This is a genomic window from Aeromonas sp. A600620, from assembly GCF_029479985.1.
Taxonomy (GTDB): Bacteria; Pseudomonadota; Gammaproteobacteria; order Enterobacterales; family Aeromonadaceae; genus Aeromonas; species Aeromonas veronii_A.
Genome location: NZ_JAAKXB010000005.1, coordinates 76,173 through 101,689, shown reverse-complemented (window position 1 = coordinate 101,689; position 25,517 = coordinate 76,173). Strand labels below are relative to the sequence as shown.

General features: G+C 57.1%; 24 protein-coding genes and 2 tRNA genes. 6 read left to right on the top strand and 20 right to left on the bottom strand.

What is annotated here, in order from left to right:
- Positions 1-56: 56 nt before the first annotated feature.
- Positions 57-665 carry a LysE family translocator gene (locus tag G5533_RS08605; protein ID WP_058057313.1) on the bottom strand — a complete coding sequence of 203 codons (609 nt, stop codon included), beginning with the start codon at positions 663-665 and terminating at the stop codon, positions 57-59.
- Positions 666-792: 127 nt separating this feature from the next.
- The gene (locus tag G5533_RS08600; RefSeq protein ID WP_115522808.1) at positions 793-1,734 is read right to left on the bottom strand and encodes a LysR family transcriptional regulator; all 942 of its coding nucleotides are present in this window, start codon (positions 1,732-1,734) and stop codon (positions 793-795) included.
- A 225-nt stretch (positions 1,735-1,959) separates the two neighbouring features.
- On the opposite strand from G5533_RS08600, the gene G5533_RS08595 reads away from it, so the two are divergent.
- Positions 1,960-3,048 carry a ketoacyl-ACP synthase III gene (locus tag G5533_RS08595; protein ID WP_216979369.1) on the top strand — a complete coding sequence of 363 codons (1,089 nt, stop codon included), beginning with the start codon at positions 1,960-1,962 and terminating at the stop codon, positions 3,046-3,048.
- Positions 3,049-3,274: 226 nt separating this feature from the next.
- Here G5533_RS08595 and pnp read toward each other — a convergent pair whose 3' ends face one another.
- The 15 genes from pnp to rlmE all read right to left on the bottom strand — a co-directional run bounded on the left by pnp (position 3,275) and on the right by rlmE (position 18,684).
- Positions 3,275-5,416 (bottom strand): polyribonucleotide nucleotidyltransferase, encoded by a 2,142-nt coding sequence (pnp, locus tag G5533_RS08590; RefSeq protein ID WP_216979370.1) that lies wholly within the window; start codon positions 5,414-5,416, stop codon positions 3,275-3,277.
- Between the two features lie 169 nt (positions 5,417-5,585).
- On the bottom strand, positions 5,586-5,855 hold the full coding sequence (gene rpsO / locus G5533_RS08585; protein ID WP_216979371.1) for a 30S ribosomal protein S15: 270 nt from the start codon (positions 5,853-5,855) through the stop codon (positions 5,586-5,588).
- Between the two features lie 146 nt (positions 5,856-6,001).
- Complete coding sequence (truB, locus tag G5533_RS08580; protein ID WP_421255676.1) at positions 6,002-6,952, bottom strand: tRNA pseudouridine(55) synthase TruB; 951 nt, start codon at positions 6,950-6,952, stop codon at positions 6,002-6,004.
- Between the two features lies 1 nt (position 6,953).
- Positions 6,954-7,391 carry a 30S ribosome-binding factor RbfA gene (gene rbfA, locus G5533_RS08575; RefSeq protein ID WP_005338799.1) on the bottom strand — a complete coding sequence of 146 codons (438 nt, stop codon included), beginning with the start codon at positions 7,389-7,391 and terminating at the stop codon, positions 6,954-6,956.
- 55 nt (positions 7,392-7,446) lie between these two features.
- Positions 7,447-10,152 carry a translation initiation factor IF-2 gene (gene infB, locus G5533_RS08570; RefSeq protein WP_216951946.1) on the bottom strand — a complete coding sequence of 902 codons (2,706 nt, stop codon included), beginning with the start codon at positions 10,150-10,152 and terminating at the stop codon, positions 7,447-7,449.
- 24 nt (positions 10,153-10,176) lie between these two features.
- Positions 10,177-11,676 carry a transcription termination factor NusA gene (gene nusA, locus G5533_RS08565; protein ID WP_421205885.1) on the bottom strand — a complete coding sequence of 500 codons (1,500 nt, stop codon included), beginning with the start codon at positions 11,674-11,676 and terminating at the stop codon, positions 10,177-10,179.
- A gap of 14 nt (positions 11,677-11,690) precedes the next feature.
- Positions 11,691-12,149: a ribosome maturation factor RimP gene (gene rimP / locus G5533_RS08560; protein WP_005343544.1), complete on the bottom strand. Its 459-nt coding sequence runs from the start codon at positions 12,147-12,149 to the stop codon at positions 11,691-11,693.
- Between the two features lie 166 nt (positions 12,150-12,315).
- Positions 12,316-12,392: transfer RNA gene (locus G5533_RS08555), tRNA-Met, on the bottom strand.
- A gap of 92 nt (positions 12,393-12,484) precedes the next feature.
- Positions 12,485-12,569: transfer RNA gene (locus G5533_RS08550), tRNA-Leu, on the bottom strand.
- 7 nt (positions 12,570-12,576) lie between these two features.
- On the bottom strand, positions 12,577-12,903 hold the full coding sequence (secG, locus tag G5533_RS08545) for a preprotein translocase subunit SecG (RefSeq protein ID WP_005343541.1): 327 nt from the start codon (positions 12,901-12,903) through the stop codon (positions 12,577-12,579).
- Positions 12,904-13,668 carry a triose-phosphate isomerase gene (tpiA, locus tag G5533_RS08540; RefSeq protein ID WP_124241335.1) on the bottom strand — a complete coding sequence of 255 codons (765 nt, stop codon included), beginning with the start codon at positions 13,666-13,668 and terminating at the stop codon, positions 12,904-12,906.
- A gap of 131 nt (positions 13,669-13,799) precedes the next feature.
- The gene (glmM, locus tag G5533_RS08535; RefSeq protein ID WP_215807311.1) at positions 13,800-15,134 is read right to left on the bottom strand and encodes a phosphoglucosamine mutase; all 1,335 of its coding nucleotides are present in this window, start codon (positions 15,132-15,134) and stop codon (positions 13,800-13,802) included.
- Positions 15,135-15,150: 16 nt separating this feature from the next.
- Positions 15,151-15,996 (bottom strand): dihydropteroate synthase, encoded by an 846-nt coding sequence (gene folP / locus G5533_RS08530; RefSeq protein WP_042032159.1) that lies wholly within the window; start codon positions 15,994-15,996, stop codon positions 15,151-15,153.
- 60 nt (positions 15,997-16,056) lie between these two features.
- The gene (ftsH, locus tag G5533_RS08525; RefSeq protein WP_041207977.1) at positions 16,057-18,009 is read right to left on the bottom strand and encodes an ATP-dependent zinc metalloprotease FtsH; all 1,953 of its coding nucleotides are present in this window, start codon (positions 18,007-18,009) and stop codon (positions 16,057-16,059) included.
- Positions 18,010-18,054: 45 nt separating this feature from the next.
- Positions 18,055-18,684: a 23S rRNA (uridine(2552)-2'-O)-methyltransferase RlmE gene (gene rlmE / locus G5533_RS08520; protein ID WP_033114154.1), complete on the bottom strand. Its 630-nt coding sequence runs from the start codon at positions 18,682-18,684 to the stop codon at positions 18,055-18,057.
- A 97-nt stretch (positions 18,685-18,781) separates the two neighbouring features.
- Here rlmE and yhbY point away from each other — a divergent pair, with 97 nt between their 5' ends.
- Positions 18,782-19,078 carry a ribosome assembly RNA-binding protein YhbY gene (gene yhbY, locus G5533_RS08515; RefSeq protein ID WP_033114153.1) on the top strand — a complete coding sequence of 99 codons (297 nt, stop codon included), beginning with the start codon at positions 18,782-18,784 and terminating at the stop codon, positions 19,076-19,078.
- Between the two features lie 103 nt (positions 19,079-19,181).
- A complete protein-coding gene (locus G5533_RS08510) occupies positions 19,182-19,766 on the top strand; it encodes a PilZ domain-containing protein (protein WP_421258724.1) in 585 nt (194 codons plus the stop codon).
- A gap of 54 nt (positions 19,767-19,820) precedes the next feature.
- Here the strand turns inward: G5533_RS08510 and greA are convergent, their stop codons facing one another.
- The 3 genes from greA to pomA all read right to left on the bottom strand — a co-directional run bounded on the left by greA (position 19,821) and on the right by pomA (position 22,113).
- Positions 19,821-20,297, bottom strand: a complete 477-nt coding sequence (gene greA, locus G5533_RS08505) for a transcription elongation factor GreA (RefSeq protein ID WP_216951952.1) — start codon at positions 20,295-20,297, stop codon at positions 19,821-19,823.
- 155 nt (positions 20,298-20,452) lie between these two features.
- Complete coding sequence (locus tag G5533_RS08500; protein WP_216951953.1) at positions 20,453-21,346, bottom strand: flagellar motor protein MotB; 894 nt, start codon at positions 21,344-21,346, stop codon at positions 20,453-20,455.
- A gap of 8 nt (positions 21,347-21,354) precedes the next feature.
- On the bottom strand, positions 21,355-22,113 hold the full coding sequence (pomA, locus tag G5533_RS08495; RefSeq protein WP_216951954.1) for a flagellar motor protein PomA: 759 nt from the start codon (positions 22,111-22,113) through the stop codon (positions 21,355-21,357).
- Between the two features lie 210 nt (positions 22,114-22,323).
- Between pomA and xseB the strand changes: the two genes are divergently transcribed.
- From xseB to dxs, 3 genes are read left to right on the top strand one after another with little or no spacing between them, the layout of a single operon-like run.
- On the top strand, positions 22,324-22,575 hold the full coding sequence (gene xseB / locus G5533_RS08490) for an exodeoxyribonuclease VII small subunit (RefSeq protein WP_216951955.1): 252 nt from the start codon (positions 22,324-22,326) through the stop codon (positions 22,573-22,575).
- Positions 22,576-23,466, top strand: a complete 891-nt coding sequence (gene ispA, locus G5533_RS08485; RefSeq protein WP_421255679.1) for a (2E,6E)-farnesyl diphosphate synthase — start codon at positions 22,576-22,578, stop codon at positions 23,464-23,466.
- Positions 23,467-23,487: 21 nt separating this feature from the next.
- Positions 23,488-25,356 carry a 1-deoxy-D-xylulose-5-phosphate synthase gene (gene dxs, locus G5533_RS08480; protein ID WP_421205879.1) on the top strand — a complete coding sequence of 623 codons (1,869 nt, stop codon included), beginning with the start codon at positions 23,488-23,490 and terminating at the stop codon, positions 25,354-25,356.
- Positions 25,357-25,517: the final 161 nt, after the last annotated feature.

Below are 25,517 nucleotides of genomic sequence, written 5' to 3'. Positions count from 1 at the left end.
GCCCATTCACCGCCTGCGTGCCTTGATCCCGCTTAAGGTATCCGCAAAATGCAGGATTAGATAACCACCTTGAGTGCCAGCCCGAGCAGCACCAGGCCGCTCACCTTATCGATCACAAAGGATTTGGCTTTAAGCCACGCCAGCACCGGCCCGCGGGAGAGCACCAGCGCCACCAGCACGTACCAGACGGCATCGATCCCGCCCGCGGTGAGCATCATGATGCCCCCTTCGCTCCAGCCGGTATCGGCCCGCACAAACTGGCTGAACAGGGCGATGAAGAAAACCGCCAGCTGGGGGTTAAGGAAGGCAACCATAAAACCTTCAAAGGCCCCTTGCCGACCGCGCAACTGATGTACCTCTTCATTCCCTTCGTCACTGGCTGGTTTTGCCAGCAGGGCTTTCACCCCGAGCCAGGCAAGAAACGCGGCGCCGCCGTAGCGGATCAGATCAAACAGGATCGGTGTCTGGGTGATCAAAATGGAAAGGCCGAGCGCCGTGACCAGCGCATAGATACCAACCCCGAGGCCGTGGCCAAGCGCAGTAGCGACGCCATGCCCCTGCCCGCCCTGCACCGTGTTGCGGATGATCAGCGCCAGACTCGGCCCCGGGCTGATGGCCCCCATCACGCAGATTGCGGCCAGTGCCAGCCAACTCGTCAGTTCCATGCTTTTCCTCTTTTGTGCTCGATATGATGACCTGCACTCAGGGTACGGGCTGAGCCATTATGCCAGTAGTGAAAGTTATGAATAGATTCCATAACCAATGGCTATAACGCCACACAACCGACTGCGGCTAACCGCCGAGATCGAGCAGCTTGCGACTCTCGCCAACGGTGCGTTGCAGATGATCCCGCAGGAAGGGGTAGGCCAGCTCGCGAAACCAGCGGTGGGCTGGATCCTGATGGTGGCGCTGATGCCACAGCAGATGATACTGCTGGTCGCGGGTAGCAAAGGGCAGATCGACAAAGGTGAGCTCATGGCCACAGGAGAGCTGCCAGGCGATATGGGCCGGGGTGGTCATCAGGCAATCGGTGCGCAGCAACACCTCCACTGCCGCCTGAAAGAAGGGAACTCTGGCAAACCAGCGCCGACTCAGTCCCTGCGGCGCCAACACCTGCTCCACCGGGCTGTCCTTGTCGCCTCCCCCGCTCACCTGCAGGTGAGGCCAGGCGAGATAGTCATCGAGACTCAGCGCCTTGCCCGCCAGCGGGTGGTGACGTCCCATCAACACCGCCAGCCGATCTTCCCCCTGATGCAGACCACGGATCTGATCCGGTACCTGCTCGGTGATGGTGGAGACCAGATCCAGCTCGGACTGCCACAACTGCGGCAGCTGACGCTTGTCCCACAGGCTGTACTCCAGCGCCGCCAACGGCGCCTCTTTGGCGAGCGCGGCACAGATATCGGGCAGGATATGCTGGGCCACATAATCGGAGGAGGCGAGCCGAAATACCCGCTCGCAGCGGCTCGGGTCAAATCCGGGCGCCTCGTAGAGCCGCTCCAGCGCACCGAGAGAATCCGCCAGCTGGGCGGCCAACAGTTCGGCCCGTGGCGTCAGCAGCCAGCGTTGCCCCTCCCGCACCAGCAACTCGTCATCAAACTCGCTGCGCAACTGGGCAAGCTGCTTGCTGATGGAGGGCTGACTCAGGTGCAACAGCTCGGCGGCGCGGCTGATATTGCGGGTCTCCAGCAGCACCTTGAGGGTCGGCAACAAGTTGAGATTGGCTCTGAGCAAGGAGATACCCTCATCGGTGGTGAAACGCCTATCTTAGGGCAGATGAGTCCCGCGTTTTAAGCAAAATTTCCAGCCATGTTCCGCGCGTTGCAGCCCTTTGCGACCAGATGGCACAGCTGAGCCCCCTGCACATAACCATGACCACAAGATGACAGTGGTTGTCTCGTACGGCATAATTGCACGATTTTCCGCCCGCGGGCGATCCACTTGAGAAGCGGTAACAAGATGAAATACGCCAATATCACCGGCTGGGGCAAATGCCTGCCTCCCTCCGTGCTGACCAACGACGACCTCAGCACCATCATGGATACATCAGACGAGTGGATCTATCCGCGCACCGGCATCAAGGCCCGCCGGATCTCCCATGTCAGCACCTCGGATCTCGCCACCCTGGCCGGTCGCCGCGCACTGGCCTGCGCCGGTCTGGAAGCCAGCGATCTCGATGGCATCATCCTGGCCACCGCCACCCCGGACAACCTGCTGCCAAGTGCCGCCTCTGCGGTGCAAAAGAAGCTGGGCGCCGTCAACGCCGCCGTGTTTGACCTCAACGCGGCCTGCACCGGTTTCGTCTACTCCCTCTCCGTCGCTACCTCGCTGGTGCAGGCTGGCATGATGAAGAAGGTGCTGGTGATTGGCGCCGAGCGCCTCACCTACCTGCTGGACTGGGCACGCCGCGATACCGCCGTACTGTTTGGCGATGGTGCCGGTGCCGTGGTGATAGAGGCAAGCGAGCAGGAGTGTGGCCTGATCGCCAACAAGCTGGGTTGCGACAGCGAAGCGCGGGAGATCCTGCATGTACCGAACTTCGGTACCGACCGGGTGCGTTTTGCCGATATCGATGGCCTGTTCACCTTCAACTTCGAAGGGCCGGAGATCTTCAAACGTGCTGTGCGCGGCATGGGTGAGGCCACCAGCACTGTGCTGGCGCAGGCCGGTATTGCGCCGGAGCAGGTCGACCTGATCGTGCCGCACCAGGCCAATATCCGCATCATCGAGACCCTCGCCAAACGGATGAATGCGCCGATGGAGAAGGTGATGGTCAACATCGAAAACTACGGCAACACCTCCGCCGCTACCGTACCTATCGCCCTGTGCGAAGCGCTGGAGCAGGGGCGCGTCAAGCCGAATTCCTATCTGCTGACTGCCGCCTTCGGTGCCGGCCTGACCTGGGGCGCAGCCATCATCAAGTGGGGCGATCGTGTTACCCCTATCAACAAGTGCGAGGCCGAGTTGCCACCGTGCGACCAGAGCGCACTGGAACTGATTGCTCACGCCGTCGAAGGGTGTCAGAAGGCCCACGCCAACGAGGCCTGATCCTTATCAGGAGCCTGAATCCTCAGGCTCCTTTCTCCCACACCGTTCTCCCTCCCCCTTCGCAACACTTTTCTAACCTGACCTCTTGAGGCTCCGGCAATGCCCACCACATCCTGAGCAGAGAGCCAACTTCGGCGTGATGAGCCTGAGCGCATAAAAAAGTCCGGCGCCCCAAAGGGCGCCGGACTTTTTTATGCAACCGGAGAATCCGGTTCAGGAGGACAGATTACTCTGCGGCAGGCGCTTCGGCAGCAACCGGAGCATCAGCAGCCGGGGCTGCATCAGTCGGAGCGTTCGCTTCCTTGATGGAGAGACGTACGCGGCCCTGACGGTCCACTTCCAGTACCTTCACCTTGACCACGTCACCGATAGTCAGGTGGTCAGCCACGTTCTGAACGCGAGCATCGGTGATCTGGGAGATGTGTACCAGACCATCTTTGCCCGGCAGGATGTTGACGAATGCACCGAAATCGGCCAGACGGACAACTTTACCTTCATAGATGCGGTTCACTTCGATCTCGGCGGTGATGGCCTCAATGCGACGGATCGCTTCCATGGCAGCTTCGTTGGCCACAGCGGAGATACGTACAGTACCGTCATCATCCAACTCGATGTTGGTGCCGGTCTCTTCGGTCAGCGCACGGATCACGGAACCACCCTTACCGATCACGTCCTTGATCTTCTCAGGATTGATCTTGATGGTGTGGATACGCGGTGCGAAATCGGAGATCTGGGCACGGGGAGCCTGGATTGCTTCATCCATCACTTTCAGGATGTGCAGACGAGCACCACGAGCTTGCTTCAGCGCAATCTCCATGATCTCTTTGGTGATGCCTTCGATCTTGATGTCCATTTGCAGCGCGGTCACACCTTCGGTGGTACCGGCTACTTTGAAGTCCATGTCGCCCAGGTGATCTTCGTCACCCAGAATGTCGGACAGCACGACGAAACCTTCTTCTTCCTTCACCAGACCCATGGCGATACCGGCGACGGAAGCCTTGATCGGCACACCGGCATCCATCAGCGCCAGAGAGGAACCACAGACAGACGCCATGGAGGAGGAGCCGTTGGATTCAGTGATTTCAGACACCACGCGCACCACGTACGGGAACTCAGCAGCACTCGGCATCACGGCAGCAACGCCGCGCTTGGCCAGACGGCCGTGACCGATTTCACGACGCTTCGGGCTACCCATCATGCCGGTCTCACCGACGCAGTATGGCGGGAAGTTGTAGTGTAGCATGAAGCGATCGGCACGGTTGCCGGTCAGCTCGTCGATGTTCTGGGCGTCACGCTCGGTACCCAGGGTCGCAACGACCATAGCCTGGGTTTCACCACGAGTGAACAGGGCAGAACCGTGAGCACGGGGCAATACGCCGGTAGCGACAGACAGGGCACGGATCATTTCCGGATCGCGACCATCGATACGCGGCTCACCACGCACTACGCGGCCACGAACGATGCGGCTTTCCAGGCTGTGGAACTCTTCGCCGATCTTCTTGGCATCTTCTTCCACGCCGGAAGCGATAACTTGCTCAACCACACGACCCTTGATGGCCGCGATGGTTTCGTAACGAACAGCCTTCTCGGTGATGCGGTAGGCTTCACCCAGCTCGGCGCTCGCCAGCTCGGCAACCTTGGCTTTCAGCGCTTCGTTGACGACAGGCGGAGTCCAGTCCCACGGCTTGGTGCCGACGGCAGCGGCAAATTCGTTGATGGCGTTGATAACGGTCTGCATCTGCTCGTGACCGTATACCACGGCGCCCAGCATCACCTCTTCGGAGAGGATGGCCGCTTCGGACTCAACCATCAGTACGGCGTTGGCAGTACCGGCAACAACCAGATCCAGATCGCTCTGTGGCAGTTCGGTGGTGGTCGGGTTCAGCACATACTGACCGTTCATGTAACCCACGCGAGCAGCACCGATCGGGCCGCCAAACGGAATGCCGGAGATGGCCAGCGCAGCAGAGGCGCCGATCATGGCAACGATATCGGGGGAGACTGCCGGATTCACGGACATTACGGTCGCAACCACCTGAACCTCATTGAAGAAGCCTTCCGGGAACAACGGACGAATTGGACGGTCGATCAGACGGGAGATGAGGGTCTCGCCTTCGCTCGGACGGCCTTCACGACGGAAGAAACCACCCGGGATACGACCAGCAGCATAGGTACGCTCCTGGTAGTTGACGGTCAGCGGGAAGAAATCACGGCCGTGATCGGCCTCTTTCTTGCCTACGACGGTCACAAATACACAGGTATCGTCCATGCTGACCATAACGGCCGCAGTGGCTTGACGGGCCATCACACCGGTTTCCAGTGTGACGGTGTGTTGACCGTACTGGAATGACTTAACAATAGGATTCACGTGAATTTCCTTTTTACAATTTGGCTCTTTAAATTCGCGCACAAGTATACTTGATTCGATGCAAAAGGTAAGCGGCGACACAAATTCTGTGAGGATGGCAACAAGCCGCTAAAGAGCAATAAAAAAGGGGAACCCGGAGGTTCCCCTTTTCGCGAAATCTGATGGTCGATTAACGACGCAGACCCAGCTTGGCGATCAGAGCAGCATAACGCTCGGAATCTTTACGCTTCAGGTAGTCCAGCAGCTTACGACGCTGGGAAACCATGCGCAGCAGACCGCGACGACCGTGGTGGTCCTTGGAGTGCTCTTTGAAGTGACCTTGCAGATGGTTGATCTGGGCAGTCAGCAGGGCAACTTGCACTTCGGGGGAACCGGTGTCGTTGGCGCCACGAGCGTGCTCGGCAACGATTTGAGCTTTGATCTCAGCATTTAGAGACATGGTATTACTCCAGTAGAGTGTTTAAAGGTTCACAGCCAATCTCTAATTCAGCCGTGAAATGAGGGCGGTATGATAATCGTCCCTGCCCATTTTCGCAACGAGAAAGAAGCGAGAGAGGGAAAGAGCACGCCGATACCGCCTGAGGATCACTCCTCGTCGTGATAACGTACCAGTCGCTTGGGGGCGACGCGGCCATCATCATCAATCTCGCCAACCCCGATGAACTCGCGCTCCGGGCCGACCGTCATACGAACCTGACCGCTGTGCGGCGCACCCGCCACCTGCACGGCCTGGCCCTGATTCACATAGGCAGCCACAACAGCCAGCATGTTCACCTCGGGCAAGCTTGCCACGGCAGTATCCATCGGCAGCAACAGGGGATCCAGCTGCTCGCGCGGCGGGATGCTCTCGGCCTTGGCCTGCTCGAAAATACACTCGAGCTGCTCCAGAGTCAGCATCCGCTCGTACGGATAGCTGGCCACCTGGGTACGGCGCAACTGGGTCACGTGGGCGCCACAACCCAGCACTTCACCCAGATCATCCACCAGAGAGCGGATATAGGTGCCCTTGCTGCAGTGCACTTCAAGGCGCACTTCATCACCTTCGAAACTCAGCAGTTTGAGCTCGAATACGGTGATGGGACGGGCTTCACGCTCAATCTCGATACCTTCGCGGGCATATTCGTAGAGCGGACGGCCGTTGTGCTTGAGCGCGGAATACATGGACGGCACCTGCATGATGGGGCCGCGGAACTGGTCCAGCGCCTCAATCAGGGTACCGACAGCCACGTTCACCGGACGGGTGGAGACCACCTCACCATCGGAGTCGCTGGTGTTGGTGCGCTCGCCCAGTTTGGCGGTCACCTCATAGCGTTTGTCCGCTTCCAGCAGATACTGGGAGAACTTGGTGGCCTCACCGAGGCAGATCGGCAGCATACCGGTCGCCAGCGGATCCAGTGCGCCGGTGTGACCGGCCTTGGCTGCGTTGTAGATGCGCTTGACCTTCTGCAACACATCGTTGGAGGTCAGGCCGGTCGGCTTGTCCAGCAGCAGAATGCCGTGCACATCACGGCCCTTGAAACGACGTCTTCGAGACATCTCAGGCTTTATCCTCAGTTGTGTCATCCGGTGCGGATTCAGCTTCTTCGTCACGGCCGGATTCGGCCATGCGACGCTTGTCTTCGCGCACAGTGTTGGTCACCAGGTTGGAGAGACGCATCCCCTCGACCAGGGTCTGGTCGTAGTAGAAACGCAGCTCGGGCACCACGCGCAGACGCATGGCACTGCCCAGCAGACTACGGATATATCCGGCTGCTTCGGTCAGACCCTGCAAGCCTTCCTTGATGCGCTCGGCATCATTTTCCAGCTGCAAGAAGGTGACGTAAATCTTGGCATAGTTGAGGTCACGGGACACTTCCACATCGGAAACGGTCACCATGCCGATGCGCGGGTCTTTCACCTCGCGCTGCAGGATCAGCGCAATTTCACGCTGGATCTGCTGTCCGACCCGACGGGTCCGGCTGAATTCTCTGGCCATATTCTATCCTGCGATAAAAGGGGGCCGCGGCCCCCTATTTTGTCTAACTCTCGGCTTACAGAGTCCGTTGGATTTCAACAGTCTCGTAAACTTCGATCTGGTCGCCTTCGCGCACGTCGTTGTAGTTCTTGACCGCGATACCACACTCGTAACCGTTGCGAACTTCGTTGACGTCATCCTTGAAGCGGCGCAGGGATTCCAACTCGCCTTCATAGATAACCACGTTGTCACGCAGAACGCGAATACGGTTGGAACGCTTGACCACACCTTCGGTAACCATACAGCCAGCAACGGCGCCGAACTTCGGCGACTTGAAGACGCTACGCACTTCAGCCAGACCGATGATCTCCTGACGATACTCTGGGGCCAGCTTGCCGCTCATGGCCTGCTTCACTTCGTCGATCAGGTCATAGATGACGGAGTAGTAACGCAGATCCAGGCTCTCGGATTCGATGACCTTGCGCGCAGACGCGTCGGCACGAACGTTGAAACCAACCAGAATGGCGCTGGAAGCAGCAGCCAGGGTCGCGTCGGTTTCGGTGATGCCACCTACGCCGGAACCCACGATCTTCACCTTCACTTCGTCGGTGGAGAGTTTGACCAGCGCATCGCAGATCGCTTCCACAGAACCTTGTACGTCGGCCTTGATCACCACGTTTACTTCGGACACTTCGCCCTCGGTCATGTTGGCGAACATGTTTTCCAGCTTGGCCTTCTGCTGGCGAGCCAGCTTGACTTCGCGGAACTTGCCCTGACGATAGAGCGCCACTTCACGGGCTTTCTTCTCGTCACGGACAACAGTGGCTTCGTCACCGGCAGAGGGAACGCCGGAGAGACCCAGGATTTCCACCGGCAGGGACGGACCCGCTTCCTTGATCTCGCGACCCAGTTCGTCACGCATGGCGCGAACACGGCCGTACTCGAGACCACACAGAACGATGTCGCCCTGACGCAGAGTACCTTCTTGTACCAGTACGGTAGCAACCGGACCACGACCTTTATCTAGGAAGGATTCAATCACGACGCCGTTGGCCATACCGTCAACCACCGCTTTCAGCTCCAGTACTTCAGCCTGGATCAGGATGGCTTCCAGCAGATCGTCGATACCCTGACCGGACTTGGCAGATACGTGCACGAACTGGCAGTCTCCACCCCAATCCTCGGACATGACGTTGTAACGAGCCAACTCGGTCTTGACGCGATCCGGATCCGCTTCCGGCTTGTCGATCTTGTTGACTGCCACAACCAGCGGCACACCGGCAGCCTTGGCGTGCTGGATAGCTTCGATGGTTTGCGGCATCACGCCGTCGTCAGCAGCAACGACCAGAACAACGATGTCGGTCGCCTTGGCACCGCGAGCACGCATGGAGGTAAACGCCGCGTGACCCGGAGTATCCAGGAAGGTGATCATGCCGCTATCGGTCTGAACGTGGTAAGCACCGATATGCTGGGTAATACCACCGGCTTCGCCAGCAGCAACCTTGGCTTTACGAATGTAGTCGAGCAGCGAGGTCTTACCGTGGTCAACGTGACCCATGATGGTAACGACAGGTGCGCGCGGCTTGGCTTCGGAGGTCTCGTCACGATCGGACAGTACCGCCTCTTCCAGCTCGTTCTCGCGGCGCAGCACAACCTTGTGACCCATCTCCTCAGCGACCAGCTGAGCGGTCTCTTGGTCGATCACCTGGTTGATGGTGGCCATGGCCCCCATCTTCATCATCGCCTTGATGACTTCAACGCCCTTGACGGCCATCTTGTTGGCCAGCTCGGCCACCGTGATGGTCTCACCGATGACAACGTCGCGGTTCACCACGGCAGCCGGCTTGTTGAAGCCGTGCTTCATGGCGTTCGGGGTAGCGACCTTGCCACGTTTGCCTTTACGGGCACGCGGATCACGGGAGTTGCGATCATTGCGATCATCATCGCGACGACCCGCCTTTTTCGGGGCCTTGACAGCGGCAGCGGCAGTACGACGGCTGGTCTCTTCTTTGCGATCCAGCTCGTCTTCTGCAGCTTGCGCATGCTTGTTGGTTGTCAGGTGATAATCGCTGCTCTCTTTGGCACGAGCGGCTTCTTCTTCAGCCCAGCGGGCTGCGTTCTGTTCCGCCATGATGCGAGCCTCTTCGGCTTTCTTCGCGGCGAGTTCTTCAGCTTTTTTCAAAGCTGTCTGTTCCTGTTGGCGCTTCAGTTCTTCTGCTTCGCGCTTGGCCATCTTTTCTGCCTCTTGCTGAGCTGTGCTACTGGCTGCTTTGGCGGGCTGTTGAGCCTGTCGAGCCTTTTGTTGTGCCTCGATCCGCGCCTTTTCCTCAGCTTCACGACGAGCCTGCTCAGCCTCACGGCGAGCCTTCTCTTCAGCGTCGAGGCGAGCCTTCTCTTCGGCTTCACGACGAGCTTTTTCTTCTGCTTCCAAACGCGCTTTTTCCTCGGCTTCCGCCTGACGCTGTTCTTCTTCCAGCGCCGAGCGTCTTACATAGGTGCGAGATTTGCGAACTTCCACCTGCACTTCTTTGTTCTTGCCGCCGGTTCCCTGAACACTGATGGTGCTCTTGGTCTTGCGCTGCAAAGTCATGCGGGCAGGAGCGGCGACCTCGTCACCTCCATGCTGTTTCTTCAGGTGTGCCAGCAGAGTCTGCTTTTCAGACTCGCTGACCATGTCGTCGGCCTTGCTCTTGCTGATACCGGCATCGACAAACTGCTGGAGAAGACGATCAACCGGTGTGTCGATGTCAGTGGCAAGTTGTTTGACTGATACTTCTGCCATTCATTTTCCTCCGTTTGATCTTACTTAAGACTGCTCTTCTCCGAACCAACAGATATTGCGAGCAGCCATAATGAGCTCACCCGCCTTCTCGGCAGTCAGCCCTTCAATACCAGCAAGGTCATCAATACCTTGCTCAGCCAAATCTTCCAGGGTGCCCACGCCGCGGCCCGCCAGAGCGTATGCCAGTTCACGACTCAGACCGTTCAGATTGAGCAGCTCTTCGGACGGCTCGACGCCATCAAAGGACTCCTCTTTGGCCAGCGCCTGGGTAGTCAGGGCATCTTTGGCACGCTTGCGCAGCTCTTCGACCATGTCTTCATCCAGACCGTCAATAGCCAGCAACTCGTTGACCGGTACGAAGGCGATCTCTTCTAGGGTCGAGAAGCCCTCTTCCATCAGCAGACCGGCGAAATCGTCATCGATATCCAGGGTGCTGGTGAACAGGTTCATGATGCGGTCGTTCTCGGCCTGGTGCTTGGCACGCATGTCCTCAACGGTCATCACGTTCAGCTCCCAACCGGTCAGCTGGGAGGCCAGACGCACGTTCTGACCATTGCGACCGATGGCCTGGGCCAGGTTGGCAGCTTCCACGGCGATATCCATGGTGTGGTTGTCTTCATCAACGATGATGGAGGCCACATCGGCAGGTGCCATGGCATTGATCACGTACTGGGCCGGGTTGTCATCGTACAGCACGATGTCTGCACGCTCACCGCTCAGCTCTGCGGAGACAGCTTGCACACGGGCACCACGCATACCGATACAGGCACCGATCGGGTCGATACGACGATCGTTGGTCTTCACCGCGATCTTGGCGCGGGAACCCGGGTCACGGGCAGCGCCCATGATTTCGATCATCTCTTCGCCGATCTCCGGTACTTCAATACGGAACAGCTCTTTCAGGAAGTCCGGGCTGGAACGGCTGACAAACAGCTGGGAACCACGGGCTTCTGGACGTACTGCGTAGAGCAGGCCACGGACACGGTCGCCCGGGCGGAAGGTTTCACGCGGCAGCATGTCATCACGGAAGATCACGGCTTCAGCATTGCTGCCCAGATCCAGAATGACGTTGTCGCGGTTACTCTTCTTGACCACACCACTGATGATGGTGCCTTCTTTATCTTTAAACTGATCAACTACTTGTGAACGCTCGGCTTCGCGCACTTTCTGCACGATAACCTGCTTGGCGGTCTGGGTAGTGATACGGTCGAAGGTCACAGAGTCGATCTGGTCTTCAACATACTCACCGATCTGGATTTCCGGCTGATCAATTTGTGCCGCTTCCAGGGTGATTTCAGCATAGGGATTCTCCATCGCGGCTTGATCCGCAATGACTACCCAGCGGCGATAAGTGTCGTAGTCACCGGTCTTGCGATCGATTTCGACCCGAACTTCAATCTCGCCTTCATATTTCTTCTTGGTCGCAGTCGCCAGCGCGGTTTCCAGAGCCTGGAAGATCTTCTCGCGGGGTACCGCTTTCTCGTTGGATACTGCGTCAACGACCAGCAAAATCTCTTTATTCATATCCGATAGCCTCGTTAACCAAAGTTCGGCACTATGTTCGCTTTTTGGATATTGGTGAAAGCCAACACTTCGTCCTTACCATCTACCGTCAGAGTGATCATGTCGCCCTGCACGGCTTTGATTACGCCTTTGAACTTGCGGCGGTTATTTGTTGCCATCCGAAGCGTTACCGCCGCCTCTTGGCCAACGTATTTTTCGAACTGGGCAACCTTGAACAGGGGGCGATCCAGACCCGGGGAAGATACCTCGAGGTAATACTCCTCGGTGATAGGATCTTCTACGTCCATAATGGCGCCAACCTGGTGGCTAACCTCAGCACAGTTCTCAACGGTCACGCCCTGCTCGCCGTCGATATAGACGCGCAAGGTGGAGTGTTTACCCGCGCGGATAAACTCAATACCCCAAAGTTCAAAACCCAAGGCAACGACCGGAGCCTCGAGCAGATCGGTCAAACGTTGTTCCAACGTAGCCAAAGTCACCCTCCGAAAAACAAAAAAAGGGCATAAAGCCCAGATAGAGATCGATTCAGAGTAAATCGCACATAACAAAAAGCCCCGATGTCAAATCGGGGCTTGGCGCTTTACCCTGATTGTCGCCTCGCAGCGACCGCCTTCCTGAGCGTAGGAAATGCGTGAAATTTGGTTGCGGGGGCCGGATTTGAACCGACGACCTTCGGGTTATGAGCCCGACGAGCTACCATGCTGCTCCACCCCGCGTCCGAAATCGTGCGAGATTATAGCCACTTCATTCTTTCTATACAAGACTGACTTGGCTATAACATCCCGGTTTACCCGGGTCACTGCTTAATTGGTGCCGTGGGCGGGACTCGAACCCGCACACCCTAGAGCACTACCCCCTCAAGATAGCGTGTCTACCAATTCCACCACCACGGCAAAACTCTTACTCGGGAACGTCAGTATCTTTCTTCACTGGCGCTTTAGTCTGCTCAACCTGTTGGGTTTGTTGCAGATTTTCCCATTCACTGCCCTGTTTGACCTTGTTGCTGGACATAGAGCCAAGCACCAGGCTGATTACGAAAAACAGAGTAGCCAAAATCGCTGTTGTTCGGGTCAGGAAGCTGCCTGAACCACTGGAGCCGAATACTGTGTTCGATGCCCCTGCGCCGAAGGAGGCGCCCATATCAGCCCCTTTACCTTGCTGAATCATCACCAGACCAATCAGAGCCAGTGAAACCAGCAGATAAACGACCAAAAGAATCTCGTACATTTAACTTGCACCCTTTGCCGCTTCAACAATTCCTAAAAACGCATCGCTATCAAGACTTGCTCTGCCAATCAATCCGCCATCTACGTCGGGTTGGGCAAACAAATCTCTCGCATTGGTCGGCGTCACGCTCCCACCATAGATGATTCTGATCTTCTCACCTATTACCGGAGTATCCTCCGCCAAGCGACCACGAATAAAGGAATGAACCTCTTGTGCCTGCTCGGGTGTGGCGCATTTACCTGTACCTACAGCCCAAATCGGCTCGTAGGCGATGATAGCATTATCGAAAGCCATCGCGCCATTTTTCTCTATGACGATATCCAGCTCTTCTGCGATCACCTCGAAGGTTCTTCTCGCTTGCCTTGCTGCACCTGACTCACCCAAACAGAGGATGGGAATCAGACCTGCCGCTCTGGCTGCCGCAAACTTCTCTGCAACAATAAAGCTGGTCTCACCAAAGAGACGCCTGCGCTCGGAGTGCCCTACTAATACGTATCGACACCCTGCCTCAACCAGCATCTCACACGACACCTCACCCGTGTAAGCGCCCGTCTCGTGCTGGCTCACATTCTGAGCCCCCAACCTTATCACCTTCTGCTCATTGAGCACTGAAGCGGTAAAGTCGAGATGCACATGGGATGGACAGAGAACAACATCTACATCACCATCAACGCCTTTCAGGCACTGACTCGTAAACTGCTCTAACTGCGACCTACTACCGTGCAACTTCCAGTTGGCTGCTACAAACGGCTTGCGATGTCCCATCGGCAACTCCCTTGCGAAAGCGGGGCTGATAATATCCAGAGGATTGTCAGCTGACAAGTGCTATTTTCATTTTTTTGAATCGATTGAACAAGATACAACCAGGGCGGCTAAAAAGCCGCCCTGAACGCTCATTAAAACGCCGATTCAACCTGATCGGCAATGCGCTGAGCCATATCACGCACCTGTTGCTCGTGCTCCCCTTCCACCATGACCCGGATCAGGGGCTCGGTACCGGATTTACGCAACAGCACGCGGCCACGACCGCCAAGCTCATGTTCAACCTTGGCGACCTCCTGCTTGACTGCTTCTGCAGCCAGCGGATCCTTGCCTTCGGCAAAGCGAACATTCACCAGTACTTGCGGGAACTTGCTCATGCCGGAGCGCAACTTGGCCAGCGGCATCTCGGCACTGCGCATGGCAGTGAGCACCTGCAGGGCGGCAACAATGCCATCACCCGTGGTGGTCTGATCAAGACAGATGATGTGACCGGAGTTCTCGCCACCGATACGCCAGCCCTTCTCTTCCATCATCTCCAGCACGTAGCGGTCGCCTACCTTGGCACGGGCAAACGGGATACCCAGGGTTTGCAACGCCAGTTCCAGACCCATGTTGGCCATCAGGGTGCCGACGACACCGCCCTTGAGACGGCCGTTGCGCAAGGCGTCCCGTGCGATGATATAGAGGATCTCGTCACCGTCGATCAGGTAGCCGGTGTGATCCACCATGATCAGGCGATCACCGTCACCATCGAATGCCACGCCGAGATCCGCCTTGCACTCCAGCACCTTGGCAACCAGTGCCTCGGGCGCAGTCGAGCCAACGCCATCGTTGATATTGAGACCATCCGGAGAGCAGCCCATAGTGATCACTTCGGCCCCCAATTCGCGGAACACAGAAGGCGCGATATGGTAGGTTGCCCCGTGACCACAATCGACCACCATCTTCAACCCGTCCAGATTCATATTGGAAGGGAAGGTGCTCTTGCAGAACTCGATATAGCGGCCAGCAGCATCATCGATACGCAGCGCTTTGCCGAGCTCGGCAGACTCGACGCACTTGAGCTCGTGATCAAGCTCGGCTTCGATAGCCATCTCGACTTCATCTGGCAGTTTGGTACCGTCAGCGGAGAAGAACTTGATGCCGTTGTCATAGAAGGGGTTGTGCGAGGCGCTGATAACGATGCCGGCCTCGGCACGGAAGGTGCGGGTCAGGTAGGCAACAGCCGGAGTGGGCATGGGGCCCATCAGTATGGCTTTGAGACCGGCGGCAGAGAGACCCGCTTCCAGCGCTGATTCCAACATATAGCCAGAGATTCGGGTATCTTTGCCAATCAGCACCTTTTTGGTGCCCTTCTTGGAGAGCACCTTGCCCGCGGCCCAGCCCAGCTTCATTACAAAATCAGGAGTAATGGGATATTCGCCGACTTTGCCGCGCACACCATCTGTGCCGAAATACTTTCTTGCCATTGTCTGTTCTCTTTTATTATCTGGAAATAAAATCTTGTCCCGTCATGGCCTGCCAGCCAACCCGCAACGCATCCATGGTCTCCCGCACATCGTGAACCCTGATGATCCTGGCTCCGTGCTGCATGCCGATAAGGGCACAAGCCAGACTGCCAGCCAGACGTTCACCCACAGGGCGGTTCAGCAGGTTGCCTATCATAGACTTTCGCGACATTCCCACCAAGAGCGGAAGTCCGTAGTCAAGCAACTCTTCCTGGGCGGCCAGCAGCTGATAGTTGTGTGCCAGCGTCTTGCCAAAACCGTAGCCCGGATCCAGCAGCAGCTGCTCACGGGCTATCCCGGCGGCCAGACAGGCTGCAATCCGTTCGTCAAAGAAGGCTTTCACCTCCCCGACCAGGTCATCATAGTGCGGCTCGACCTGCATGGTTCTCGGCTGCCCCTGCATATGCATCAGGCAAACCGGAACGCGCGCTTCAGCGGCAGCATCGAGCGCTCCCGGCTCCAGCAGCGCCCTCACATCGTTAATCAAATGAGCCCCAGCCTTGCAGCCTTCTCTCATTACTACCGCCTTGGAGGTGTCAAGCGAGAGCATCACATCACATTCGCTCACCAGTCGTTCAACAACCGGGATAACCCTGTCCAGCTCCTCCTGCTCACTCACATCCGGCGCTCCCGGACGGGTTGACTCGCCGCCAATGTCGATAAGGGTCGCCCCATCCGCCACCATTTGACGGGCATGAGCCACAGCCCGTTCAATCTGGTTAAAATGGCCGCCATCGGAGAAGGAGTCGGGAGTCACATTGAGGATCCCCATAACATGGGGACGTTCGAGAGAGAGGCTAAGCCCCTTGCTAATCAGCTGCATCTTCACTTCCATTCGCAAAATAAAAACCCCGGGCAAGCCCGGGGTTTTCAACAACAGAATTTATTTAGCCGGGATGTCGTTGGCCTTGTCGATATTGGCATCCGCAACCGGGGCACTCTCGTCCGCAGCCGCCGGCTTGGGCTCGGCGGCAACAGTTGATCCGCCTTGTGGCGTATCTCCGTGCTCGTCGTGCCAGTTGCTCGGAGCCCGAACCTCGCGACGGGCCATCAGATCATCGATCTGCTTGGCATCGATGGTTTCGTACTTCATCAGCGCATCTTTCATGCTGTGCAGTACATCCATGTTATCCAGCAGGATCTGCTTGGCGCGGTCGTAGTTGCGATCAATGACCTGCTTCACTTCAGCATCGATGATGCGGGCTGTGTCATCGGACATGTGCTTGGCTTTGGCCATGCTGCGACCGAGGAACACCTCGCCATCTTCTTCCGCATAAAGCATCGGGCCGAGACGCTCGGACATACCCCACTGGGTCACCATCTTACGCGCGATGTCGGTAGCTCGCTCGATGTCGTTGGACGCACCGGTCGATACCTTCTCGGCACCGTAAATCAGCTCTTCCGCCAGACGACCGCCATACAGACTGGAGATCATGGACTCCAGATGCTGCTTGGAGTGGCTCCAGCGATCCTGCTCAGGCAGGTACATGGTCACACCCAGCGCACGACCGCGCGGAATGATGGAGACCTTGTAGACGGGATCATGATCCGGCACCACGCGACCGATAATGGCGTGACCCGCTTCGTGATAAGCCGTCATCTCCTTCTCGGACTCTTTCATCACCATGGAGCGGCGTTCTGCGCCCATCATGATCTTGTCCTTCGCCTTCTCGAACTCAGCCATGGAAACCACACGGCGGCTCTCGCGAGCGGAGAAGAGGGCAGCTTCGTTGACTAGGTTGGCCAGATCAGCACCGGAGAAGCCGGGAGTACCACGGGCAATCAGCGCCGGATTGACGTCATCAGCCAACGGAACCTTGCGCATGTGCACTTTCAGGATCTGTTCACGACCACGAACATCCGGCAGACCAACCACAACCTGACGGTCGAAACGGCCCGGACGCAGCAGTGCCGGATCCAGTACGTCAGGACGGTTGGTGGCTGCAATGACGATGATGCCTTCATTGCCCTCAAAGCCATCCATCTCGACCAGCATCTGGTTAAGAGTCTGCTCACGCTCATCGTGACCACCGCCCAGACCGGCGCCACGCTGGCGACCGACGGCGTCGATCTCATCGATGAAGATGATGCAGGGGGAGGATTTCTTGGCCTGCTCGAACATGTCGCGTACCCGGGAGGCACCGACACCGACAAACATCTCCACGAAATCGGAACCCGAAATGGTGAAGAAAGGCACCTTGGCCTCACCCGCGATAGCCTTGGCCAACAGGGTTTTACCGGTACCGGGAGGACCAACCAGCAGTACGCCGGTCGGGATCTTGCCACCCAGTTTCTGGAATTTGCTCGGGTCGCGCAGATAGTCGACCAGCTCCTTCACCTCTTCCTTGGCTTCATCGCAACCTGCAACATCGGCAAAGGTAGTCTTGATCTGATCTTCACTCATCAGGCGAGCCTTGCTCTTGCCAAACGACATGGCACCTTTGCCACCGCCGCCCTGCATCTGACGCATGAAGAAGACCCAGACACCGATCAGCAGCAGCATCGGGAACCAGGAGATGAAGATAGAGGTCAGCAAAGACGGCTCTTCCGGCTTCTCACCCATCACTTTGACGTTGTGATTGAGCATATCGTTGAGGAGCTGGGGATCCGGCGCCGGAATGATGGTGGTGAAACGCTCACCAGTACGCTTGACGCCATTAATGACCTTACCGTCCATCCGCACTTCACGGATCTGCTCTTGGGTCACCTCTTTAACGAAGCTGGAATAGTCCAGCTGGCGACTTGAGGTATCGCTGGGGCTGAAGCTATTGAACACCGACATCAACACGACGGCGATGACCAGCCACAGGATTAAATTTTTCGCCATGTCACTCAAATCAGTAACCTCGCAGACTGACAGTTAACGATGAAGGTTAGGGTACTACAGTTTAAAACCGGTAGCCACAATGTAGACTTCCCGTGAACGAGCGCGGGACGAGTCTGGTTTACGAATCTTGACAGTGGTAAAAAGTTGACGAATTTCATTGAGATAGGCATCAAACCCCTCTCCCTGAAACACTTTCACCACGAAACTGCCGTCACCGCGCAATACCTGATTGCACATGTCCAGCGCCAGTTCGACCAGATACATGGAACGGGCCTGATCCACCTGCTGGGTACCGCTCATGTTCGGCGCCATGTCGGACATGACAACATCTACCTTGTCCGGGCCGACCCGTTCCAGCAGCGCGCCCAGTACAGCTTCCTCCCGAAAGTCGCCCTGAAGGAAATCGACACCGGCGATGGAATCCATCGGCAAAATATCACAGGCGATCACCCGTCCCTTGTCACCGACCTGATCGATGGCAAACTGGGACCAGCCACCGGGGGCCGCCCCCAGATCCACCACCGTCATGCCCGGCTTGAGCAGTTTGTCCTTGCCCTGGATCTCGTCGATCTTGAACACGGCACGGGATCTCAGTCCCAACTTCTGGGCTTTTTTGACGTATTGATCGTCAAAATGCTCTTTTAACCAGCGGGTTGAACTGGGGGAATGTTTTTTCTGGGTCATGATAATCGACTTTAAAAAACCACAAGGGTTATTAGTATTAAGGGCTAAGTGGGGGTAGAATACGCCCCTTTCAACCCTGACTTATGAAGAAATTGCGATGATTCTCAACAACAAACAGAAACAGTACCTCAAGGGCCTTGCCCACAGCCTCAAACCTGTCGTCCTGCTGGGCCAGCATGGTCTGACCGAAGGCGTACTGGCCGAGATCGATCTGGCACTGAACCATCACGAGCTGATCAAGGTTAAGGTTGCGTCTGAAGATCGTGAGATGAAACAACTGGTTATGGATGCCATCGTCCGTGAAACCGGTTCAGTCAAAGTACAGAGCATGGGCCATGTGCTGACCATCTATCGTCAGGCCAACGAACCCAAAATCCAGCTGCCTCGCAAGTAAAAGGAAAGAGCATTGCTCTTTCCTTATTTCACTTCTTCCCGAGTCGCTTGCCACAGTAGTCGCCAAGCCCTTAACCTGCGATGAATAGTTTCGGACACGCGCCATGGCTCACCATCCTATTCTGACCGACGATGAACTGACCATGTTGCGGGAGCTGGGATGCTCGGAGGCGACCCACCTTCTGAGCGGACATCTCGACAACCCCATGCTTGGCTTGCTGCAAAAAGCCGAACAGCTGGTATTGGAAGCCCGCTATGCAGGCCATCAGTTGCGATTCCCCCTCACCTTTATCCAGAGAGAAGATGGCTTTGTCGAGCCTCGGCTCGCTGCGCCAGTGATCCGGGAGCTGGGGTTTGCCCAGCCAAGAGCTTGGAGACTTGCCCAGAAAGCGACACTGCAAACAGCTCATGGAGTACTCCAAGTGCTGAGCCTTTCGCTCAATGGCCTCATCGTGGAAGATCTGCCCACAGATATGATGGCGGATACTACCTTGCAGGGAACTCTGCAGATCGCCACAGAGGCGCCATTTCCCTTGCAGGCCAGGCTGGTGAGACGGGTCAAATCTAATGCAGACCGTGCAACCTGGGCACTCAGTTTCCAGATGAGCGAGGCAAACATAGAGCGACTTCGTCACTGGCTGTTTCAGCGCCATCAGGACACCTTCAACGACGCTTACCAACCAGCCTGAAGCGCAACAAACAGGGGAGCAAGTGCTCCCCCGTCTCATCCCGCATTAACTACATCAGATGTAGGCAACGTCCAGGATTTCGTACTCCACATCACCTGCGGGCGTCTTGACGAGCGCCACATCGTCCACTTCCTTGCCAATCAGAGCGCGGGCAATCGGAGAGTTGACAGAGATAAGGTTCTGCTTGATGTCAGCCTCATCGTCACCCACGATGCGGTAGATAACCTCTTCCTCTGTTTCGCTCTTGAGCAGGGTCACGGTGGCACCAAAGATGATGCGACCATTGTTGGTCATCTTGGTGACATCGATCACCTGGGCATTGGAGAGCTTGGCTTCAATTTCCTGAATGCGGCCTTCACAGAACCCCTGCTGCTCACGGGCGGCATGGTATTCGGCATTCTCTTTCAGATCACCGTGCTCACGGGCTTCAGCAATCGCTTCGATAATCTGGGGACGAAGCTCGGTCTTGAGATATTCGAGCTCTTCGCGCAGCTTCTCAGCGCCGCGAACAGTCATCGGAGTATGATTCATAGTCGAAACCTGGGTTGCTTGAAAATAGAAGCTGCGGCTATCTGTCAGGACGCCGCAGCACTCGGTTCGGATGGCGCATCTTAATATGAAGCCAACACAAAATCCATGTCGGCCCCCTGATGCAGATCCCGCTTTATCTGTTGCTCCAAGAAATATTACTTTCCTTCCGGTACCGAAATAGGAGAGGAAATGGTCGGTTTGCCCTGCATGATAGCGATCTCTACCCGTCGGTTCATCCGGCGATTCTCGGGAGTATTGTTGGGCACCAATGGTTGGGAATCGGCCATCCCCTGCACAATCAAGCGTCCCTGATCAAATCCTGGGACCTTGATCATCTGGTGTGCCACAGCCACTGCTCGCTGGGACGAAAGCTCCCAGTTGGACTGAAACAGCTCGTCCTCGGTCGCCACGTTGTCGGTGTGGCCGGATATGGTGATTTCACCCGGTACATCCTTGAGCAGGGTCGCGACCTTGCGAATAACCGGCCAGAACTGGGGTTGCAGAAACGCCGAGCCAGCCGGGAAGGAGGCTTTTTCCCTGATCCGAATAATAATCTGCTGTCCCAACGCCTCGATTTCGATGGCACCATCCTGGATCTGATCTTTCATCTGCTCGGCCAGCGCCTTTGCCAGGGTATTGGACTGCTGCTGCGCCTTCTGAGCATCCTGAGCTGTGTCCCCCCCCGTCTGCTTGCCATCACTCTTGTCCTGACCACCTGCCTGCTCGGCCTCACCGGGCAAAAAATCCAGCTCGGTCTGGGTCATGTCCATGGTCTGCTGCATCACGGTATCAATCGGGGTTGGCTCTGGGCGGCCAGGACGGAACTCCTGGGCAATGACAGAAGTTCCCTTCGGAATATCTTTCACCTCAAGGATATTCTGGACCCCGAATGCCTTCTCCATGGACCCCGCAATCTGCTTGAACTTCTGCACATCCATCTCGGCAAAGGAGAGCAACAACACGAAAAAGCACATCAGCAGCGACATGAGGTCGGCGAAGGTCCCCATATAACCGGGCAGGCCGGGAGGCGGGCATTTGCAATCAGACATAGGGCTCCCTACTCACTGCCGTTGTTGCGTTTGGACTGGTTCAGATAGTTCTGCAGCATGGACTGGATCACCCGCGGGTTTTGGCCATCCTGGATCCCCATGATGGCATCGAGGATCAGCGAACGGCTAAGGCGCTCTTCGCCGCTTCGCAGTTCCAGCTTGTCGGCTATCGGGATGGCCAGCATGTTGGCTTCGATCGCACCATACAGAGTGGTCAAGAGGGCTACAGCCATGGCAGGACCGATAGATTTGGGATCACTCATATTGGCCAACATGGCCACCAGACCCACCAGCGTACCGATCATCCCCATCGCCGGGCCAAGATCCCCAAGGGTACGGAACACCTTGATCGCAATGACGTGACGTTCGGCAGTCAACTCGATATCCTTTTCCATCACTGCGCGCACTACATCGGCATCATGGCCATCCACCAGCATATCGATCCCTTTTTTCATGAAGGGATTGGGAATCTCGGCCGCTTCAAGCGCCAGAAATCCGCCTTTACGGGCGGCATCGGCAAGCTCAACGGCTTTAACTATGAGGTCTTCCAGCTTGTCGCCCTTGTACATAAAAGCTTTACCAGCGACCTTAAACGCCATCAGAAACTGGCCTAGGTTGAACTTCATCATGGCGATGAAGATGGAGCCCAATACGGTGATGTAGACCGATGGCATGTCGACGTACATGCTCATGGGGCCCCCCAGCAGCATGCCGTACACCACCACCCCGAAACCCAGCACTATCCCTATCAGACTGCCTAGATCCACGTCCCTACTCCTGTCACCGGTTCTTATGCCCAATTATAGTTTGTTGAATTTTCTGCTATTGCGACCCAAGCGGCAAGCATGCATCCACTGAGAATCATGGTTCATTATCGGCCAGTTTATCGAGAGTTTGAGGAGGCAGCGTTTTTCAGCCTCCCCCCGGTGGGCGGTCGATGTTAATATAAGCCGTTTTTTCAATTCCCGAGGATGGACATGGCCAGTAAAAAAATCGACCGTCTGAGTTTTGACGCCACTCTCGAAGAGCTGGAAACCATCGTTCATCAGCTGGAGCAAGGTTCCCTACCGCTGGAGGAGGCCCTCAAACAGTTCGAGCAGGGAATCCATCTGGTGCGGGCTGGCCAACAAAAGCTGGAGCAAGCCGAGCAGAAGATCCAGATCCTGCTGAGCAAGGCCGATGGCAGTGATCAGCTGACCCCCTTCCAGCCAGAACAAGGAGACGAGTGAGTGGCACTGGTCCATTTTTCCCGTCAGCATCGCCAGCGTATTGATGACTGCCTGTTGGCAAAACTTGAAGCTTTGCCACCCATGGCGCCTCGTCTGCGTGATGCCATGAAATATGGCCTGCTGCTGGGCGGCAAGCGGGTTCGCCCGTTTCTGGTCTACGCGGTCGGCGAAATGCTGGGCGTAAAGAGCGACCTGCTGGACGGCCCTGCGGCTGCCGTGGAGTGCATCCATGCCTACTCACTGCTGCACGACGATCTGCCCGCCATGGATGACGACGACTTGCGTCGCGGCCAGCCGACCGTTCACAAGGCATTCGATGAAGGCACCGCCATTCTGGCCGGTGATGCGCTGCAGACGCTGGCGTTCTCCATTCTGGCCGATCACCCCATGCCCGATACCTTGATGGCCAACCGGGTGCGGATGCTGAGTACCCTCGCCCGCGCTTCCGGTTATCTCGGTATGTGCGGCGGTCAGGCGCTGGATCTGCAGGCCGAAGGGCGCCAGATCTCGCTCGCCGAACTGGAACAGGTACACCGCCATAAAACGGGGGCACTGATTGAGTGCGCCGTGACACTGGGCGCACTCTGCAAAGCCGATGTCGATGACGCAACCCTGATTGCCCTGCAAACCTATGCCGCCGCGATTGGCCTCGCCTTTCAGGTGCAGGATGACATCCTCGACATCACAGGTGATACCGCCACCCTGGGCAAGCCGCAAGGTTCTGACCTGGCGCTGGAGAAAAGTACCTATCCGGCCCTGCTCGGACTCGAAAATGCCCGTGAGCTGGCTCGCGAACTGCATGGGAAAGCCTTAACAGCCCTGCAATCCTTGCCCTACAATACCGACATTCTGGAAGCGTTTGCCGATTACATCATCGAGCGAACCCACTAAACGCTGGATAACAGTAACAATATGAGCGTTGATATTAGCAATTTCCCCAACCTGGCCCTCGCGGACACTCCGGTCGAGCTGCGTTCCTTGCCCAAAGATCGGCTGCCGGTGCTGTGCAACGAGCTGCGCGAATATCTGCTGCGCTCTGTCAGCCGCTCCAGCGGACACTTTGCCTCCGGTCTCGGCACGGTCGAACTGACCGTGGCCCTGCACTACGTCTACAACACCCCGTTCGATCGGCTGATCTGGGATGTGGGCCATCAGGCCTATCCCCACAAGATCCTGACCGGGCGCCGTGACCAGATCCACACCATCCGGCAGAAAGATGGCCTGCACCCCTTCCCCTGGCGCGGCGAGAGCGAGTACGACGTGCTCTCCGTCGGCCACTCCAGCACCTCCATTGGTGCGGCGCTCGGTATGGCGGTCGCCGCCGAGAGTGAAGGGCTGGGTCGCAAGGTGGTAGCGGTAATTGGTGATGGTGCCATTACCGCAGGGATGGCCTTTGAAGCGCTCAACCACGCCGGCGATGTCCATAAAGACATGCTGGTGATCCTCAACGACAACGAGATGTCCATCTCCGAGAATGTCGGGGCGCTCAACAACCATCTGGCCCGGGTCATGTCCGGCAAGCTCTACACCACCATCCGCGAAGGCGGCAAGAAGGTGCTGGCCGGTCTGCCGCCGGTCAAGGAGCTGGCCAAGCGGGCCGAAGAGCACCTCAAGGGGATGGTGGTGCCCGGCACCCTGTTCGAGGAGTTCGGCTTCAACTACATCGGCCCCATCGACGGTCACGATATAGAAGCGCTGGTCGAGACCCTGCGCAACATGCGCAATCTCAAGGGTCCGCAGTTGCTGCACGTCAAAACCAAGAAGGGCAAGGGTTACGAGCCGGCGGAGAAAGACCCCATCGGTTATCACGCTGTGCCCAAGTTCAATCCTGACGAGTGTTCCCTGCCGAAAGCGAGCGCCGCCAAACCCACCTTCTCCGCCATCTTTGGCCAATGGCTGTGCGACATGGCCGCCAAAGACGAGAAGCTGGTCGGCATCACCCCTGCCATGCGCGAAGGCTCCGGTCTGGTGAAATTCAGCCAGCAGTATCCGGATCGCTACTTCGATGTGGCCATTGCCGAGCAACATGCAGTCACGTTCGCTGCCGGTCTTGCCATCGCCGACAAGAAGCCAGTGGTGGCCATCTATTCGAGCTTTCTGCAGCGCGCCTACGATCAGGTGATCCACGACGTGGCGCTGCAAGATCTGCCGGTGCTATTCGCCATCGACCGGGCCGGTCTGGTGGGCGCCGACGGCCCGACCCATCAGGGAGCGTTCGACATCAGCTTCCTGCGCACCGTGCCCAACATGGTGGTGATGACGCCATCTGACGAGAACGAGTGCCGCCAGATGCTCTATACCGGCTATCTTCAGCAAGGCCCTGTCGCCGTGCGTTACCCCCGCGGCAGCAGTCTGAGCGATTCCCCCATCTCGTCAGAGATGCAGGCACTGGAGCTCGGCAAGGGACGTATCCTGCGAGAGGGCAAGGGTACCGCTATTCTGGCCTTTGGCACCCTGCTGCACCACGCGAAAACGGCCGCCGAAGCGCTGGATGCCACCCTGGTGGACATGCGCTTTGTCAAACCGATGGATGAGGCGCTGGTGCTGTCGCTGGCGGCCAGCCACGATCACTTCGTCACCATCGAAGACAACGCTATCATGGGCGGCGCCGGTTCGGCGGTGAACGAGCTGCTGATGCGCAATAAACAGTGCAAGCCGGTACTCAACCTCGGCTTGCCGGATCGCTTCGTGGAACAGGGTACCCAGCAGGAGATCTATGCCCTGCTTGGTCTGGACGATGCAGGCATCCAGCGCAGTATCGAAAGCTGGCTGAAAGCCTGATAACGCTTGAAGCTATCAAGCAAAAGAAGGGCGCCTCACTGGCGCCCTTCTTGTTCTTCATAATCTAGAACCTGTTCAAGAACTGTTGCGAGAAGTCCGTCAACAAGGTAAAGAGCAGCGCAGGAACCGGAGTATATGTGAATACATGAGGATTCCGAGCA